The sequence below is a fragment of the Methylocystis sp. genome (genome assembly GCF_051061285.1).
Classification (GTDB): domain Bacteria; phylum Pseudomonadota; class Alphaproteobacteria; order Rhizobiales; family Beijerinckiaceae; genus Methylocystis.
Genome location: NZ_JBPFEA010000002.1, coordinates 55,168 through 70,310, shown reverse-complemented (window position 1 = coordinate 70,310; position 15,143 = coordinate 55,168). Strand labels below are relative to the sequence as shown.

At 64.1% G+C, this 15,143-nt stretch carries 17 protein-coding genes and 2 pseudogenes; 11 read left to right on the top strand and 8 right to left on the bottom strand.

The annotated features are described in order from the left end of the window. Nucleotides 1–250 precede the first annotated feature (250 nt). Together ACR65T_RS00385 and ACR65T_RS00380 are read left to right on the top strand one after the other, a co-directional pair. Nucleotides 251–508, top strand: a complete 258-nt coding sequence (locus ACR65T_RS00385) for an AbrB/MazE/SpoVT family DNA-binding domain-containing protein (RefSeq protein WP_434494634.1) — start codon at nt 251–253, stop codon at nt 506–508. Further along, the gene (locus tag ACR65T_RS00380; protein WP_434494633.1) at nt 509–841 is read left to right on the top strand and encodes a type II toxin-antitoxin system ChpB family toxin; all 333 of its coding nucleotides are present in this window, start codon (nt 509–511) and stop codon (nt 839–841) included. It abuts the gene before it with no gap. A 316-nt stretch (nt 842–1,157) separates the two neighbouring features. Here the strand turns inward: ACR65T_RS00380 and ACR65T_RS00375 are convergent. After that, nucleotides 1,158–1,304, bottom strand: a pseudogene (locus ACR65T_RS00375) (carboxymuconolactone decarboxylase family protein); the annotation flags it as partial. Between the two features lie 73 nt (nt 1,305–1,377). Between ACR65T_RS00375 and ACR65T_RS00370 the strand changes: the two are divergent. After that, a complete protein-coding gene (locus ACR65T_RS00370) occupies nt 1,378–1,608 on the top strand; it encodes a DUF433 domain-containing protein (protein ID WP_434494632.1) in 231 nt (76 codons plus the stop codon). A 1-nt stretch (nt 1,609) separates the two neighbouring features. Further along, nucleotides 1,610–1,903: a DUF5615 family PIN-like protein gene (locus tag ACR65T_RS00365; RefSeq protein ID WP_434494631.1), complete on the top strand. Its 294-nt coding sequence runs from the start codon at nt 1,610–1,612 to the stop codon at nt 1,901–1,903. Between the two features lie 117 nt (nt 1,904–2,020). On the opposite strand, the gene ACR65T_RS00360 is transcribed toward ACR65T_RS00365, so the two are convergent. Next, nucleotides 2,021–2,419, bottom strand: a complete 399-nt coding sequence (locus ACR65T_RS00360) for a carboxymuconolactone decarboxylase family protein (RefSeq protein ID WP_434494630.1) — start codon at nt 2,417–2,419, stop codon at nt 2,021–2,023. A gap of 34 nt (nt 2,420–2,453) precedes the next feature. Further along, nucleotides 2,454–2,588, bottom strand: coding sequence for a hypothetical protein (locus tag ACR65T_RS00355; protein WP_434494629.1), 135 nt, complete (start codon nt 2,586–2,588; stop codon nt 2,454–2,456). A 330-nt stretch (nt 2,589–2,918) separates the two neighbouring features. Between ACR65T_RS00355 and ACR65T_RS00350 the strand changes: the two genes are divergently transcribed. The 5 genes from ACR65T_RS00350 (at nt 2,919) to ACR65T_RS00330 (ending at nt 6,937) form a co-directional block, all read left to right on the top strand. Beyond that, the gene (locus tag ACR65T_RS00350; RefSeq protein ID WP_434494628.1) at nt 2,919–3,227 is read left to right on the top strand and encodes a hypothetical protein; all 309 of its coding nucleotides are present in this window, start codon (nt 2,919–2,921) and stop codon (nt 3,225–3,227) included. Nucleotides 3,228–3,444: 217 nt separating this feature from the next. Next, nucleotides 3,445–3,894: a host attachment protein gene (locus tag ACR65T_RS00345; protein WP_434494627.1), complete on the top strand. Its 450-nt coding sequence runs from the start codon at nt 3,445–3,447 to the stop codon at nt 3,892–3,894. A gap of 244 nt (nt 3,895–4,138) precedes the next feature. Then, nucleotides 4,139–5,356 (top strand): alpha/beta hydrolase, encoded by a 1,218-nt coding sequence (locus ACR65T_RS00340; RefSeq protein WP_434494637.1) that lies wholly within the window; start codon nt 4,139–4,141, stop codon nt 5,354–5,356. Between the two features lie 135 nt (nt 5,357–5,491). Next, a complete protein-coding gene (locus ACR65T_RS00335; RefSeq protein WP_434494626.1) occupies nt 5,492–6,388 on the top strand; it encodes a hypothetical protein in 897 nt (298 codons plus the stop codon). A 48-nt stretch (nt 6,389–6,436) separates the two neighbouring features. Next, nucleotides 6,437–6,937, top strand: a complete 501-nt coding sequence (locus tag ACR65T_RS00330; RefSeq protein WP_434494625.1) for a TspO/MBR family protein — start codon at nt 6,437–6,439, stop codon at nt 6,935–6,937. On the opposite strand, the gene ACR65T_RS00325 is transcribed toward ACR65T_RS00330, so the two are convergent. The 5 genes from ACR65T_RS00325 to ACR65T_RS00305 form a co-directional block, all read right to left on the bottom strand. Beyond that, nucleotides 6,934–7,950: an alpha/beta hydrolase domain-containing protein gene (locus ACR65T_RS00325; RefSeq protein WP_434494624.1), complete on the bottom strand. Its 1,017-nt coding sequence runs from the start codon at nt 7,948–7,950 to the stop codon at nt 6,934–6,936. The genes ACR65T_RS00330 and ACR65T_RS00325 overlap by 4 nt on opposite strands. A gap of 94 nt (nt 7,951–8,044) precedes the next feature. Then, the gene (locus ACR65T_RS00320) at nt 8,045–8,713 is read right to left on the bottom strand and encodes a UdgX family uracil-DNA binding protein (RefSeq protein WP_434494623.1); all 669 of its coding nucleotides are present in this window, start codon (nt 8,711–8,713) and stop codon (nt 8,045–8,047) included. Between the two features lie 135 nt (nt 8,714–8,848). Further along, a complete protein-coding gene (locus tag ACR65T_RS00315) occupies nt 8,849–10,609 on the bottom strand; it encodes a di-heme-cytochrome C peroxidase (RefSeq protein ID WP_434494622.1) in 1,761 nt (586 codons plus the stop codon). Nucleotides 10,610–10,737: 128 nt separating this feature from the next. Then, nucleotides 10,738–11,286, bottom strand: a complete 549-nt coding sequence (locus tag ACR65T_RS00310; protein WP_434494621.1) for an RBBP9/YdeN family alpha/beta hydrolase — start codon at nt 11,284–11,286, stop codon at nt 10,738–10,740. After that, on the bottom strand, nt 11,286–12,971 hold the full coding sequence (locus ACR65T_RS00305) for a lysine--tRNA ligase (RefSeq protein WP_434494620.1): 1,686 nt from the start codon (nt 12,969–12,971) through the stop codon (nt 11,286–11,288). The genes ACR65T_RS00310 and ACR65T_RS00305 overlap by 1 nt, the downstream gene beginning before the upstream one ends. Nucleotides 12,972–13,302: 331 nt before the next feature. Between ACR65T_RS00305 and ACR65T_RS00300 the strand changes: the two genes are divergently transcribed. Both ACR65T_RS00300 and ACR65T_RS00295 read left to right on the top strand, forming a co-directional pair. Continuing rightward, entirely contained in the window at nt 13,303–14,547 is a 1,245-nt protein-coding gene (locus ACR65T_RS00300; protein WP_434494619.1) for a carbohydrate porin, read from the top strand. Nucleotides 14,548–14,653: 106 nt separating this feature from the next. Then, nucleotides 14,654–14,855 (top strand): annotated as a pseudogene (locus ACR65T_RS00295) (IS630 family transposase); the annotation flags it as partial. Nucleotides 14,856–15,143 lie beyond the last annotated feature (288 nt).

Sequence of the window (15,143 nt, the reverse complement as noted above, 5' to 3'; positions counted from 1 at the left end):
GAGAGCCGCCCGATCTGCATCGCTGCCCGACATCGATAGTGTCCGCTTGTATTTGAAATGGACACGATCATCGCGCCACCGTCAGGCAGCTATCTCGAAAACCGGGATCAACGCCAGGTGGCCCACGACGGAGGGATACGGTTAAGCCCGGCCATGGCTTCGAGCGATGGCGTGACGCGCTCCTGGCTCACTGGGGTTACAATCGCTCACATTTGAGTTATATTTACGTATAACCCTATCGAGACCCATCATGCACACCACCTCTCTGCGCAAAGTCGGCGGCTCTGTCATGCTGGCGGTGCCGCCGGCGATTCTCGACCTGCTGAATCTTCGGGTCGGCGCGACGGTGGGCGTTTCGGTCGACAATGGCCGGCTCATCATCGAGCCGGCGGCCAAGCCCCGCTATACGCTCGACGAGCTTCTGGCGCAGTGCGACGCCTCGGCCGAGCCGTCTGAAGAAGACCGCGCCTGGCTCGACGACAGGCCGCAAGGGTCAGAGCTGATTTAGGTGGAGCGCGGCGACATTTATCTCGTTTCGCTCGATCCGACGTCGGGTCATGAGCAGCAGGGCGCGCGGCCGGTCCTCCTCGTCTCGCCCGCCGCCTTCAACCGGCTGACGAAAACGCCGATCGTGCTGCCGATCACGAGCGGCGGCAATTTCGCCCGCACCGCCGGCTTCGCCGTTTCGCTGACCGGGGCCGGGACGCAAACCACCGGCGTCATCCGTTGCGACCAGCCGCGCGCGCTCGACCTCGGCGCGCGCCGCGCCCGCCGGCTCGAAGCCGCGCCGCTGGAAATCGTCGAAGAAGCTTTGGCGAAACTCGCGGCGATATTGGAGTAGGCGGCGCGCAGACAAGCGCGGGCATGACGCATAGAGGATGCTATCAGGCGGGCGAGCAAAGCCGTTTCAACCGCGCAACCCAAGTCCCTCATCCTGAGGAGCGTGCGAAGCGCGCGTCTCGAAGGACGAGGGGCGTCTCCAGGTGACGAGAATTTCTGGGCGCCGCAGTCCTCGTTCTTCGAGACGGCTCCTCGATCTCGGGCTTGCCCGAGATCGACATTCATATGCGCAAGTCGGGTATACCCGACTTGCGGAGCCTCCTCAGGATGAGGACTGCTTATGGCGTAGCTCCAGGGCAACCGACCCCATTGCGCGCTCACTCCACCTCATAGACCACATCAACCGGCACGCCGAGCGCGGCAACCAGACGGTTCGTCTCGGACGCCATGCCGTCGATCGCCAGAACTTCGCGATATTCCTCTTCGCACATGCGCTTCGCGCCGGCGTTGGCGGTGAGCGAATGATGCAAAGGGAGCAGAGCCCGTCGGTGTGATTTGCGGCCGGGCGGTGTATATTGGCGCAAGGAGATTGCCTCAATGACGGACCATCCTCGCATCGTGCTCGACCCGCAGGTTCTTGCTGGCAAGCCGGTGTTGCGCGGGACGCGGCTTTCAGTCGAGTTCGTCATCGGGCTCATGGCCGACGGCTGGTCCCAGGCGGATATTCTGCGCAATTACCCGACGCTTTCGCGCGAAGACATTTCGGCCTGCCTCGCTTATGCGCGAGACGCCTTGAAGTCGGAGAAAATCTACCCTAGCGCCGCGTGACATGCGCTTTCTCGCCGATGAGAATTTTCCCGCCGAGGCCGTGTTCGCCTTGCGTCGCGCCGGTCATGATGTGGTCTGGATTTGCGAAACGGCGTCTGGCGCAAGCGACGAAGCCGTTCTTGCCATGGCCACAGGGGACCGTCGAATTCTGCTCACCTTCGACAAGGACTTCGGTGAAATGGCTTGGCGGTCGGATTTCGCGCGATCATGTGGAATCATCCTGTTTTCGCCTGCCGACGCCGCCGGCTGCGTCGGCAGGCGACACGCTTGCGGCGCGGATCGCGGAGCGAGATGACTGGATCGGGCATTTCTCCGTCATCGAGCCGGGGCGGGTAGGGATGCGAGCACTGAAAATGTGACAGTTGAGAATTGTGCGGTCTTTGGCGGGGTTTCCGCACGTCATAGCGCCCGCTCACCCCACCTCATATTCCTCATCGATCGGCACGCCGAGCGCCGTGACCAGCCGGTTCGTTTCCGACGCCATGCCGACGATCGCCAGCACTTCGCGATATTCCTCTTCGCTCATGCCCTTCGCGCGGGCGTTCGCCGTGTGCGAATGGATGCAATAGGGGCAGCCATGGGCGATGGAGACGGCGATGTAGATCATCTCCTTGACCTTCGGCTCCAGCACGCCCGGACCCATCACCTGTTTTACGCTCTCCCAGGTGCGCTTCAGCGTCGCCGGATCATGCGCGAGCGCGCGCCAGAAATTATTGACGAAGTCGCTTTTGCGCGTCGCGCGAATGTCGGCGAAGACGGCGCGCGCTTCGGGCGAGAGGTCTTCGTCGGTGAGCAGTCGAACCGTGGCCATGATTTTTTCCGTTTTAAGCGAAGACAGCGAGACGTCATTTGTTGGGAGGGTTGGCGGCGGCGGGCCATGTGCGCGGGCCCGGATTGAAATGATAATTCACGCCGCAGCCCGAGAGCGCCAAGGCGATCGCGACCCATAAAAGCATCGATTTAACCAGCGTAATCCGCATTTGTCGTCTCCTGCGGCGTTTAAGTTCCCTTTTGTCAGAAAAACGCCATCGGCGCGCCCTGAATCGTTGCGTTTTCGGCCTCCGACGATGGCGCGTGTTTTGCTTTGCGCGGCCAGCGACCGCGCGCATGACAGGGCGAGGAACGCAGACGTCAGCTGGTCCCGCTCGCCGAGTTTTCTGCCTCATTTCAAGGCGGTGCGCCATTTTGACCGAGCCCCCGCCGGTTGACGCGCGATATGCTGCAGCGCACAATGTTCGCCATATGCCTGCGTTACACGATTCGACCGGCGGGGCGCGCGCCCGTCGAAGTGTCTGCGCGGCCAGGAGGTCATGATGGAATCGGTCAAACAGTGGTTTCAGGATTGGTCGGACGCGTGTGAATACGCCAAGGAATGCGCACCCGACTTTTCCTTCCTGTCGTCTTTCGCCATTGGCGAACCCTATACGGCGCTCATCAGCATCGCCGGCGTCTGCTGGCTGATCTGGGCGTTCAATGAGCGCGCGATCAAGCGCAAAGCCGCTGTCTTGCAGGCGAGGGCCGTAAAGGCCGAAAGCCGCTCGGGATCGCTCGACGCCGCGCTGCGGGAGATGACGCAGGCGCCCGGCAAGGCAGACAAGGAAGAAAAGCTCGCGGCGTGACGCAGCGAAGCGCGGATTGAACGCGCCCGGCCGCGCGCTATCCTTGCGTTAGAGCGCTCTTCGCAAGAAGGGGCGCGTAACGGCTGTCGGGCTTGTGACCGAACTCCCGCGAGGATACGAGACGCTTGCATGAGGCGACGGCTTCGGCCGCCGCAATGAGCGGCCTTGCCTGACGCCGAGAATGATAAGAACGGACGTTGGAAGGCGAGGGAGCATCATGAGCGAATTTTCCGTCGGCAATGGCGCCTGGGTCCTGGTCGGAGACGGCCGCCGGGCGCTGTTTTTCCAAAACCATGGCGACGCCGAACTCCTCGACCTTCGCGTCGTCGAGACGCGCGTTGACGACAATCCGCCGACGCATGAGCAGGGAACGGATCGTCCCGGCCGAAGCTTTACGTCCTTCTCGCCCGGCCGCAGCGCCGTGCAAAATGTCGACTGGCATGAGCTGGAGGAGGAGCGCTTCGCCCGCGCCATGGCGGACCGCATCAATCAGGCGGCGGAGTCGGGCGAATTGAATGCGATCGCCATCGTCGCGCCGCCAAAGGCGCTCGGCGAAATTCGCAAGGAGCTGTCCGTCAAGGCGCAGAGCAAGGTCGTCGGCGAACTCGCCAAGGACCTGACCCGCCATCCGCTCAAGGATATCGAAAAGGCGCTGACCCGCGGTTGAAAGGCAGGGGAAAGTTTTTGAGGCTTTCCCCTGCGCAGTCGGAGGCGATTCGTCCCAGCCCCGCCTCCGACGCTCGTCTCTCGAGCGAGCCTGTCGATATTGCCGCATTCTTCCCAAGAAATCAGTGCGATTTCACACAGCACGGGGAAACCGTCGCATTTGAGCCGCAAAGATGACGGACGGAGCGTGTTTGGCTTCGCCTGAGCGGCGGCGCGCAGATGGACAGTTAGTGCACGGGCGGCGTATGGGGCGCGGGCGGATTATCTTGGCGGCGCTTCTGGCGCTCGCGTTCAGCGCTTGCGCGAGCCGGCCGCATGGCACCCTTGTCGCCACGCATCAGGTCGCGCCCGGCGCCAGCGTCGTCGACCTCCTGGTCGTGACCACCCGGCAGCCGGATAACTCCGAGCCCGGCGTCATGTTTTCGGGCGAACGCGGACACGGCGTTCATTTCGCCGATATCGCCATCTCGATCCCGCCCGACGCCGCCCGCGTGGTCGGTGAAGTGCAGTGGCCGGAAGGGCCAACGCCGAACCCGGCCATCCAATTCGCCACCGTTCGCGCCGAGGTGCTGAGCCGGGAGGCGGCGCTCGCGGACTTCAACGCCCGCATCCGCAAGACGCCCAAGCGGCAGGTGCTTCTGTTCGTCCACGGCTTCAACACGCGTTTCGAGGAGGCGGTCTACCGCTTCGCGCAGATCGTCCACGACTCGCGCGCCGACGTCACGCCGGTGCTGTTCACCTGGCCGTCGCGCGGCCGGCTGCTGCAATATGGCTATGATCATGAGAGCGCCAGCTATTCGCGCGACGCCCTGGAACGCGTGCTGCAGGCGCTGCAGCGTGACCGGGACGTCGGCGAGATCTCGATCCTGGCGCATTCGATGGGCAATTGGGTGACCTTGGAAGCGCTACGCCAGATGGCGATCCGCAACGGTCAGATCGGATCGAAAATCCAGAATATCATGCTCGCCGCGCCGGACGTCGACTTCGACGTTTTCCGGCGCCAGATCGCCGAGATCGGCATACGGCCGTCCGTCTTCACGCTGTTCGCCTCGCGCGACGATGACGCGCTTGCCGCGTCTCGCCGCTTCTGGGGCAATACGCGACTGGGCGCCGTCGATCCGCGCGCGCAGCCCTATCAGGAAATCCTCGACCGGGATCAGGTCAGAGTCGTCGATTTAACGGGCATCGCCTCCAGCGATCCTTTGGAGCACAGCAAGTTCGCCGCCTCTCCGGAGGTCGTGCGCTCGATCGGCGCCAGGCTGGCGCAGGGTCAGCCGCTGAGAGACGGACAGGCGGGCGTCGGCGATCAGCTCGGACTGGCGACGGCCGGCGCGGTTTCGGCGGTCGGCGGCGTGGCCGGGGCGGCGGTCGCCGCGCCCTTCGCCATTGTCGATCCGGCGACGCGCGAGAATTTGAGCGAACATTTGGGCGCCGCCGCTCAAAAGCTTGATCCGCAATATTAATTTAACGCAGCTGTGCGTTCGATGCTTCTGATGATCCTAATTTGGAGGGCTGTTGCCGCAATGTCACAGCCAGCGCAGCTGAAGCCCTTTAGGGTTGACCGCTCACGACGATCACCGCACGGGACTTCAATCGAAATGTCATACAAGCGTCAGCTTCTCGCCGTTCTGGCGGTCGCCCTGGCTGCGTCGTCAGCGCGCGCCGAGGGTCCGAGCTGGTGGAAGGCTCCGCTCTCGGAAAACCCCGGACCCAAGCGCGCCGTCGACGGCGTCAACGGCAAGCTCGAAGGTTTTGGCGGCGGGTCTGAATGGCTGGGCTTCGCGCGTTTGAACAACGCCTCGGCCGGCGGGATGGGGTCGATCACGGCCCCCGTCGGCGACCGTTTTGGCCTTCAGGTCGACGCGATCGCGGCGGCGCATCGCGGCTTCTTCGTGAGCGGCGGCGCCGGACACGCCTTCTGGCGCGATCCGAGCGTGGGTCTCCTCGGCGGCTATGGCGCGATCGCTCACGACAAGCGTCTTGACGACACGCGTTTCCGCGTCGGCGCTGAAAGCGCCTATTACTATGGACCGTTCTCGCTCTCCAGCATCGCCGGCTATGAGGAGAGCGCGGGTCATTTCTTCACGCCGCTGGGCTATGGACCGGGATATCTCGCCTATCAATGGCAGCCGCGGCGCGGGCGCTTCTTCGACATGTTCGATATCAGCGTCTATCCGACCTACAACGTCAAAATCTCGGTCGGCCATCGTTACGTCGGAGGGCGGCATGCGGCCGCGCTCAGCGGCGAGGCGCTCATCTGGAATCTCGGCAATTCCGCGATCACCGGCTTCATCGAAAGCCGCGTCGGCGAGAATGATTACAAGGCTGTCTGGGGCGGCATTCGCATCTATCTCGGCGAGAGCGACAAGACTCTCATCAGCCGCCATCGCGAAGACGACCTGCCCAATTGGATGAAGGACGACATGTTCGCATCGCAAAACAGCGTTCGCGTCGGCGCGACGCCCGTCTTTTTCCCGATCCTGCAGCAGCCTTGAAGCTGCCGCGCTGCGCCCGATATGCGGGACGCAGCGTGAGGCGGCGCAATGAGCAGTTCGACGTCTTATCCGGAACGCCAGTCACGGCTCGTCGCCGGAACCGCCGCCGCGGCGCCTGTGCTCGCCGCGGCGCTGCTCGGCAATTTCGCGACGACGCCGAACGTCCCTTGGTACGACACGCTCGCTAAGCCGCCGCTGAATCCGCCGAATTGGGTGTTCGGCCCGGCTTGGACGGCTCTCTACATATTGATGGCCTACGCCTTCTATCGCGTTCTTCGGCTCGAGCCGGCGACGCCAGGCCGGCGCGCGGCGATCTTCGTGTTTTTCGCGCAGCTCGTTCTGAACGCGGCTTGGTCCTTCGCCTTTTTCTACGCGCGAAGCCCACAGCTCGGACTCGTCGTCATTGTGCCGATGGCGGCGCTCCTCGCCGTCGCGATCGTTCTGTTCTGGCGGCTTGATCGCGTCGCGGGATACTCGCTTGCGCCCACCGCCTTCTGGGTGGCCTTCGCGACCTATCTCAACGCCGGGATTTTTGTCCTCAATCGCTAGAAGGGGGCCGAACGCGCCGCGGCGACATAGGCGTCGGCGTCCTGCTGCAGCAGCAGCCGCTCCTTGACGAGCTTGTCGGCGATCACGCGCATGGTCGCGACGAAATAGGCGCGCGATCCGTAGCGCTCGACGAGCGCGGGACGCGGATCGGGGTTCTTTTCGCGGTCCACCTTCGTCGCCGCAAGGGGGATCGCCGCGCCAGCGGCGCAAGGCGGGCCTTTCTTGTCCTTTTGCGCGTTGAAGCCTGTGAAGGTCGCGACAGGGAGCGCAAGGTCGGGCAGGCGCAGGCCGGCGATCTCATTGCCGTCGGCGTCGATCTTAGGAACGCGGCGCGCGCCCGGCGGCGCGGGCAGGGCGGGAATTTTCGGCCATTTCAAATCCTGCGCGGGCGCTAAATCGGCGTCGAGAGGCGCGCGCGAGGCGGGCGGCGCGGCGCCCTTGGCCGTCCACTCGTCGAGCGCGGCGAAAAGCGCTCTCTCCGCTGGCGCGGCTGCGCGCGCATTAACCGGCGCGGCGCAATTTGTCGTCGCGGTCGAAGCGGCGATTCCGGCGAGATAGAAGCGACGACCATTTGGCGGCGCGGCGTTCGTGAATTCGACGCGCGGTTGCTCGCGCCAATAGGCGTCGGCGCCCCAGGTCGCGATAAAGCGCGTCGGGGCGGCGGGCTCGCGGCTCGCGTCATGGAGCAACAGGCCGTCGAACGCGGACGAGGCGCCCGACATCGCATCGGCGTCAGCGCCCCGCGCGCGGCCGAGCACGCGCTTCATCTTGAGCGGGCCGCGAAGATGGCCGAGGACATCGCGCAAGGCCGGCTCTCTGGCTTTGTCGGGGAGCTTGCCGACATCGAGCGTCAGCACGGCGAGCCCGCGCTCGAGCGCCAGCGGCTTTATGTCCTCGCTTGACTGGGTTTCGATCAAGATTGACGTCGCGCCGCCGCTTGGCGGCTTCGCCGGCTTCGCGAGCGTTCCGGCGATGTCGTAAGACGTTCCGTCGAGCTTCACTGTCGCGGACATCGCCTCGTTCGCGCCGTCGGGCCGCGTTTCGAATTTCAGCAGTTCAGCGTGGGCGCCGCAGGCAAAGGCCAGCGAGCCTACGAGCGCAGCGCCTCTAATTGGCGCGCGCGTCCGTTTCGATCCAGCGAGCGATCTTGCGAAGATCGGCGAGGAAGCCTCGCCACGCCTCGCGCTTATCTGATTCATCCTTCAAGCGTAGCAGAGAGGAGGGGTGAACGGTCGCCAGGAATTGCGCGCCGTCATCGAGATCCATGATATCGCCGCGCAGACGCGACACCGCCTCCGAGCGGCCGAGCGCGCCGCGAATCGCAGTCGCGCCGAGCGCCACGACCAGTCCGGGACGAACCAAAGCGCGTTCGCGATCGAGCCACCAGCGGCAGGCGTCGATCTCGCCGGCGTCGGGCTTTTTGTGCAGGCGGCGTTTGCCGCGCGGCTCGAATTTGAAATGTTTGACGGCATTGGTGACGAAACATTTGTCGCGGGCGACGCCGGCGCGCTCCAGCGCGATATCGAGGAGCTTGCCGGAAGGCCCGACGAATGGCCGTCCCGACACATCTTCCTGGTCGCCCGGCTGCTCGCCGATCAGCAGCACGCGGGCCCGCGGCGGTCCTTCGCCGGGAACCACCTGCGTGGCGTTTTTATAAAGCTGGCAGCGCCTGCAGCCGGCTTCTTGCTCAGCGAGCGCCGAAAGCGAAGGGGCTTCGGCGAACAGGCCGACCGCAGGCGGAGGCTTCGCCCGCAGAATGAATTCGGATTTCTCCACCTGTCCCTTCCTCCGCGTCGAGCGACGCCAGGAAGGTCGATATAGGCGACGCCGTCGCGAGGAAAAGCAGATTTAGGAAAAAGGCGCCACGTCGCCAGGAAGCGTCTCGGGACATTGTGTCCCGAGATGCCCCGATCACAGCGTCTTCAGATATTCGAGCAGGGCGCGCTTGTCCGCCGCGCTCAACGCCGTTCCGAAGTCGTGGCCGCAATGGCTGACGCCGGAGCCTCTGTTGCAATCCGTCTTCATCAGGAAGGTCGACTTCGGCTGCTCCGCGGCCAAGCCGACAGCGGAAATGTCATAGGCCGGGCCGACTTTGAAGTCGGCGGCGCGGTCCTGTGGCGGCTTCAAGAGCTCGGCGAGCGACGGAACCGAAGCGTTGTGCAGATAAGGCGCCGCCGCCCAAACGCCTTCGAGGACGCGCGCTTCAAATTTGAGTTTGCCCGGCGTCTCGGGCGCCCGGCGGCAAGCCCATCGTCCTGCGCCCGGCGTGCCCGGAATCTTGTAGACGCCCTTCAGCTCTTCGATCAAAGGCTGCAGAATCGCCAGCGCCACGTCGGCTTTCTTTCGCTCAACGCCGTTCACCGTTACAGGAAGGAAGTGCTGCAGGATTGCGCCGCGCGCCGCGGTCGCCAGCACCGAGACGGGCGCGTCGGTCCTGCCAAGCGGCTCGGACACGAAAGGAATGAAGGCGCCGGTCAGCGCGCCGGTGTCGACCTTCCAGTCCGGCGCGAAATATTGATATTCGCGCGCGTCGGTGCCGACGTCCTGAACGGGCGTGCACCAAGTGTCCGGATTGAGCAGACGCGGCTGTCCTCGATCGATCCCATGGCAATCGGCGCATCCGCCCTCTTCATAGGGACGCTCGTAGATGAGCTTGCCCTGCGCCACGAGCGTCCTGTCCACGGACCACGGCCATTTCGGCGGACCGATCCGCTCGACGAGCCGCTCCAAGTCGATCAGCCCTTTGAAGTCGACCGAATTGGCCTTGACGTAATTGAAGCCCAGGAGATGCGTGGCGTCTTTCTCAGGAAAGAACTCGCCGAAGACGCCATAGACCTGTCCGACGTTTCTGGCCATGGCCAGAATGCGGTCGCCATTGTCGGCGAAGCCCGGCCACTGCGTATGATCCTGCCGCGGCGCGTTCCACAGGAACGGCGGGCGCACCGGCGCGTCCGCCTTCCGCATATTTCCCAAAATGATGTGCGTCGGCCCCGGGCCGATGTCGAGACCGGCCACCCGGTTGAGGATCATGCCGACGGCGTCGATGCGTCCGGCGCCCCAGGGCCTGTCTTTGGGCAGGCCCGCCTCGGTGATGGCGTGGTGGCGCGCATACCAGAGATCGACCTCGGCGCGCAGCTTCGTTTCCTTCTGCGGGTCGTAGCCGCTTCCAAGAACGGCCTTGGCGAATTCAGAGAAGGACGCCTTGTCCGCGAGAACCCTCCCGACCACTGTGTCGAGGTCGGCCCAGAGCGCGCCCATGTCGGCGAGCGCCGGGCCGCCGTCGATGCGATAGGCCTTGCCCTCGACCTCGATCTGCCGCGTATGGCAGGCGGCGCAGCTGGGTCCCAGGACTCCATCCGATACAACGAAGCCGACCGGCAGCCCTGGAGTCGGACTCGCGGGGTTGGCCAGATAGCCGTAGCGGGCCAGTCCATCCGCAAGAAAGGGTTGGCCGTCAGCCTGCTTGAGCGCTTTGATCCAGTCCCAGGGGATGAGGCGGGAGCCTTGGCTCGTACGGTAAAAGTCGTTCCAGGCCTTTTCGTCCCAAGGGCCGGCGCCCGGAATGGAAGAGGGCTGTTCGACGCGTTCCAACGCCATCGAAGCCGGCGCGCTTGCGGCGAAAAAGACCAGTGTAAGCGCAGCGGCGAAGCGGAACGTCTTGGTGATGCTCATCTCAAATCTTCTCAATAACGGCCGTCAGAAAATCGCGTCGACGCCGATGCCAGAAAGCCGGGACCGGCGCGTGCGGCAGGGTCGACGATCGCCAATAGCGTGTCAATACTCCGAACTGATGACGCGCGTTAGAGCTTCGCCATGAAATTGGCGAAGGCGAGCGAGCCCTCCGGCCATGGCCCGTGGCCGCTGTCGACATTGATGTGGCCGGCGGCGCCGGCGTCGATGAAGCGCGCGCCGATGTCCTGCGCGAGTTGGCGCGCGAAGAGCAGATCGGCGTAGGGATCATCGCTGCTGCCGACCAGCGCCGCAGGGAACGGGAGCTTCGCGCGCGGTATCGGCAGAAAGGCGGAATCGACTGAGGGCAACTCCCGGATCACCGCCTCCGAAGGCGGCGTGACAAGAAAGGCGCCGGCGATCTTATCGCCGACGCGCTGCGCCGCATGCAGCGCGGCGATCACGCCGAGCGAATGTGCGACGATCACAACGGGTCGGGCGCTGGCGAGAACCCCTCGCGCGATCGCCTCTTCCCATTCGGCGCGGATCGGCTTCTCGAAGTCGCGTTGAGTGACGCGCCTGGCTGTCGACAGTTTCGCCTGCCAGCGCGTCTGCCAATGTTCGGGGCCGGAGTCGCTCCACCCCGGCACGATGAGAATGTCGGCGTCGGCTGCGCGCATCAGGCGGTTTCGCGCGCCACAAAGGCGCCGTTGAGCGCGTCCTCGATCAGCTTGCGCGTCTCGGCGACGCCGTAAAGCGCGATGAAGGAGCCAAAGCGCGGGCCCTTCTTCTCGCCGAGCAGCACCTCATACAGCATGTTGAAGAAATCGTTGGAGACGCCGGGGCGCTCCGGCGTCGCGCCCTTGGCGGCAAAATCCTGGTAGCGCGGCGCGGCGCGGCCGACGTCGTAAAGCGCCGACTGAATTTCTTCGGCGCTGGCGTTGTCCATATCGCGCAGCGTCTCGTCGATCTTTTGCAGCACCTCGCGCTCGACCTCGTCGGCGGCGCGATAGGTCTTCGCCGGCTTCACGAAGTCGCGGAAATAAGCGACGGCGTAGCCGACGAGCTTGTCGAGCCGCGGATGATTTTCAGGCGTCGCGGATCGCGCATAGCGGCGCAGAAAGCCCCAAAGCACGGCCGGATCTTCGGCGTTGGCGACGGCGGCGAGATTGAGCAGCATCGAGAAGGAGACGCTCACGCCCTTGGCGTCGCCCTCATGCGCCAGCGTCTCGGCCTGCGGCGGGTCTCCGGCGTGGATGTGCCAGACGGGATTGCCGAGGCGGTTCTTCCAGTCCTGGCGCGGATAGGCGTCGAGAAAATTCAAATAGTCGTCGACTGCGCGCGGGATCACATCGAAATAGAGCCGCTTCGCCGCCGTGGGCTTTTGAAACATGAATTGCGCCAGGCTCTCGGGGCTGGCGTAGGTCAGCCATTCCTCGATCGTCAGCCCATTGCCCTTCGACTTCGAGATTTTCTGGCCCTTTTCGTCGAGGAAGAGTTCGTAGTTGAAGCCTTCCGGCGGACGCCCGCCAAGCGCCCGCACGATCGCGCCGGACAGCTTCACCGAGTCGATGAGGTCCTTGCCCGCCATTTCGTAATCGACATTGAGCGCATACCAGCGCATCGCCCAGTCGGGCTTCCATTGCAGCTTGCAATGGCCGCCGGTGACGGGCGTGGTGAAGGCCTCGCCCGTATCGGGATCGGTCCAGGAGATCGTGCCGGCTTCTGCGTCATAGCCTGTCAGCGCGACCTGCATGACGATGCCGGTCTTCGGATGGATCGGCAGGAAGGGCGAATAGGTCGCCGCGCGCTCCTCGCGAAAGCTCGGCAGCATGATCTTCATCACCGAATCGTAGCGCGCGAGCATATGCTTCAGCGCGGCGTCGAAGCGGCCGCTCTTATAATATTGCGTCGACGAGGCGAATTCGTATTCGAAGCCGAAGGCGTCGAGAAAGGCGCGCAGCCGCGCATTATTATGGGCGCCGAAACTGTCATGCGTGCCGAAAGGGTCCGGCACCTGCGTCAAGGGCTTACCGAGATGGGCGGCGACGAGTTCCTTGTTGGGGATGTTGTCGGGGACCTTGCGCAGCCCGTCCATGTCATCGGAGAAGGCGACGAGGCGCGTCGCGATCCTGCCCTCGGTCATGACTTCGAACGCGCGGCGCACCATGCTGGTGCGGGCGACCTCGCCGAAGGTGCCGATATGCGGCAGGCCGGACGGACCGTAGCCGGTCTCGAACAGCACGCTCTTCTGACCGCTCGCCTCGACCCGTTTGACGAGCTTTCGCGCCTCTTCGAACGGCCAGGCGGGCGAGACGCGCGCGGCTTCGACGAGTTCAGGCGACAATAGGAGCGGTGCGGACATGGGTGCGAACTGGCCAATCTGTAGCGGGAAGCGCGGCACAGTAGGGAGAGGGGCCGAGGGCGTCAACGCGGAAGCGCGGCCGCGCTCGCCCGGAGCAGGCGCCGGACGTCGGCTGCGAAGCGAAAGCTCGCGGCTGTTGCGCGCCGTCGATAGACAAGCGCGGCGATGCCGTTAAGCTCGGCAGCGCATGTGATTCACCGATCTGGCTGGCGGGAAGGCCGAAGAGATGTGGCGGCGGAGGGAATGGAGCGGGCCGGCCTCCCCGAAAAGACGACGCGCGCGCAGCCTAATCGCCGCGGCCGGCGCCAGCCTCGCAGCCCTTGTCGCGACGATGGGCGCCCCGGTCCTCGCCGAAGACGATGCCGTTTCCCTCGCTAAGCAGAAGTCGCTGACCGACACGCCGGACGGCCCCAAGGAGCAGCTGCGCAAATTCGGAATCGACGTCGACGTCTGGATCACCCAGTTCGAGCAGGGCATCACTTCCGGCGCGATCAATCGGACGGCGCGCTACGGCGGCGTCATGGATACATTTCTGCGCGTCGACGGCGAGAAGCTTGGGTTCTGGAAGGGGCTCAAGTTCAACGCGCAATATGAGCATTATTTCGGCCGCAACGTGAACCGGCAGGATCTCGCGCTGCTGCCGGTCAACGTCGCCCAGGCGTTCATCGAGCGCGACGGCTATCACTCGGCCCTATCGATGACGCTGACCCAGGAATTCAGCGAGCAATTCTCGGTGACGATCGGCAAGTTCAACATGCTGACGCTCGCCGCGCAGACGCCGCTGGTCGGCGGCGGCGGCATCGAGACCTTCATGAACCGCTCCTTCGCGCTGCCTTCGACCGGCATCGGCGTCAGCTCGCCGGAGAGCGTCGCCGACCGTCTGATCATCGCGCCGCCTTACCTTCTGGGCGGCGTCGCCGCGCTCAAGACCAAATATTTCGACCTCAAACTGATGGTCGCCGACCCGCGTAACGCTCTGCAGCCTCGCGTCATCCAACGGCCCTTCGAGCGCGGAATCGGCGCCGGGCTGATGCTGACCGTGCCCGTCGAGATCGGCGGACTCAAGGGCTTCCATACGGTTCGCGTCGCCTACAGCAACGCCAGGGGCTTCGATCTCGAGGATATCGACGAGACCCCGAGGATCGCTCAGCTTAAAGGAATCACCAAAAAGGGCTATCGCTTCGTTTCCTACGCCATTCAGCAATATCTGATGCAGAGCGCTACGGACCCCAAGGTTGGCTGGGGCGTGTTTTCGCTCGCGACTCTGTCGGACGGCAATCCCAACCCGGTCAGATGGAGCGTGGTCGCTGGCCTCGCCGGCAACAATCTGATGACGGGACGCGAAGATGATCGCTGGGGCGTCGGCTACTATCATTATCGACTGAGCCCGCTGCTTCTCTCCGGACTGCAAGCGCGGCGCATTAACCGTCGCAGCGAGAGCGGCGTCGAGGCCTTCTATAATTTCGCGGTGACCAAGTGGCTGCGCCTCTCAGGCGACGTCCAGATCATAGATCCGTGGAATCCGCTGCGGGCGCGGGCGAGCTATCTCGGCCTGCGTCTGCAGACGATATTCTAGTGGCTAAAGTCTGACGATTAAGTCCTTGGAGGGATTCCCGTCGTTCGACGCGCGTGCGAGTCCGCGCGATGCGCGCGGGAATCTCCCTAACCTGTCTTGGGCCGATCGGCGGCCCTCCCTGACGCATGACGACAAAAGGAACGGAACGACCACGCCGTTCGCGGCGCTCAACGCGCTCGATGGCAAAGTGCCGCGACATGCAGCGTCGCCGCCATCAGGAATTTGTCCGCTTCCTCAACGCCATCGAGGCGGAGGCTCCCGCCGGCAAGCTCGTGCATGCGATCCTCGACAATGACGCCGCTCACGAGATCACGCTGCATTTGGGCGGAATTGCCCCAATGCAGATAAATTGATCGATTCCCAAAGTTTAGAGCGCGCCAATGGCTCCAGCGCCACGAACGCTTCACCTCCCACTTGGGGACACGACCACCGGCGCCGTGCAATGGAACGATAATAGTCCTGAGGACCGAACAGATCAGAAATAGTATTAAATCACCGAGACTTATCCTGAATAAGCGAAAGAACTAGACCGTCGCGCCCGATTCGGTTACAAATGACTGTGGATACTGATGCGGTCAGGGAATCGGCTCTTGCAA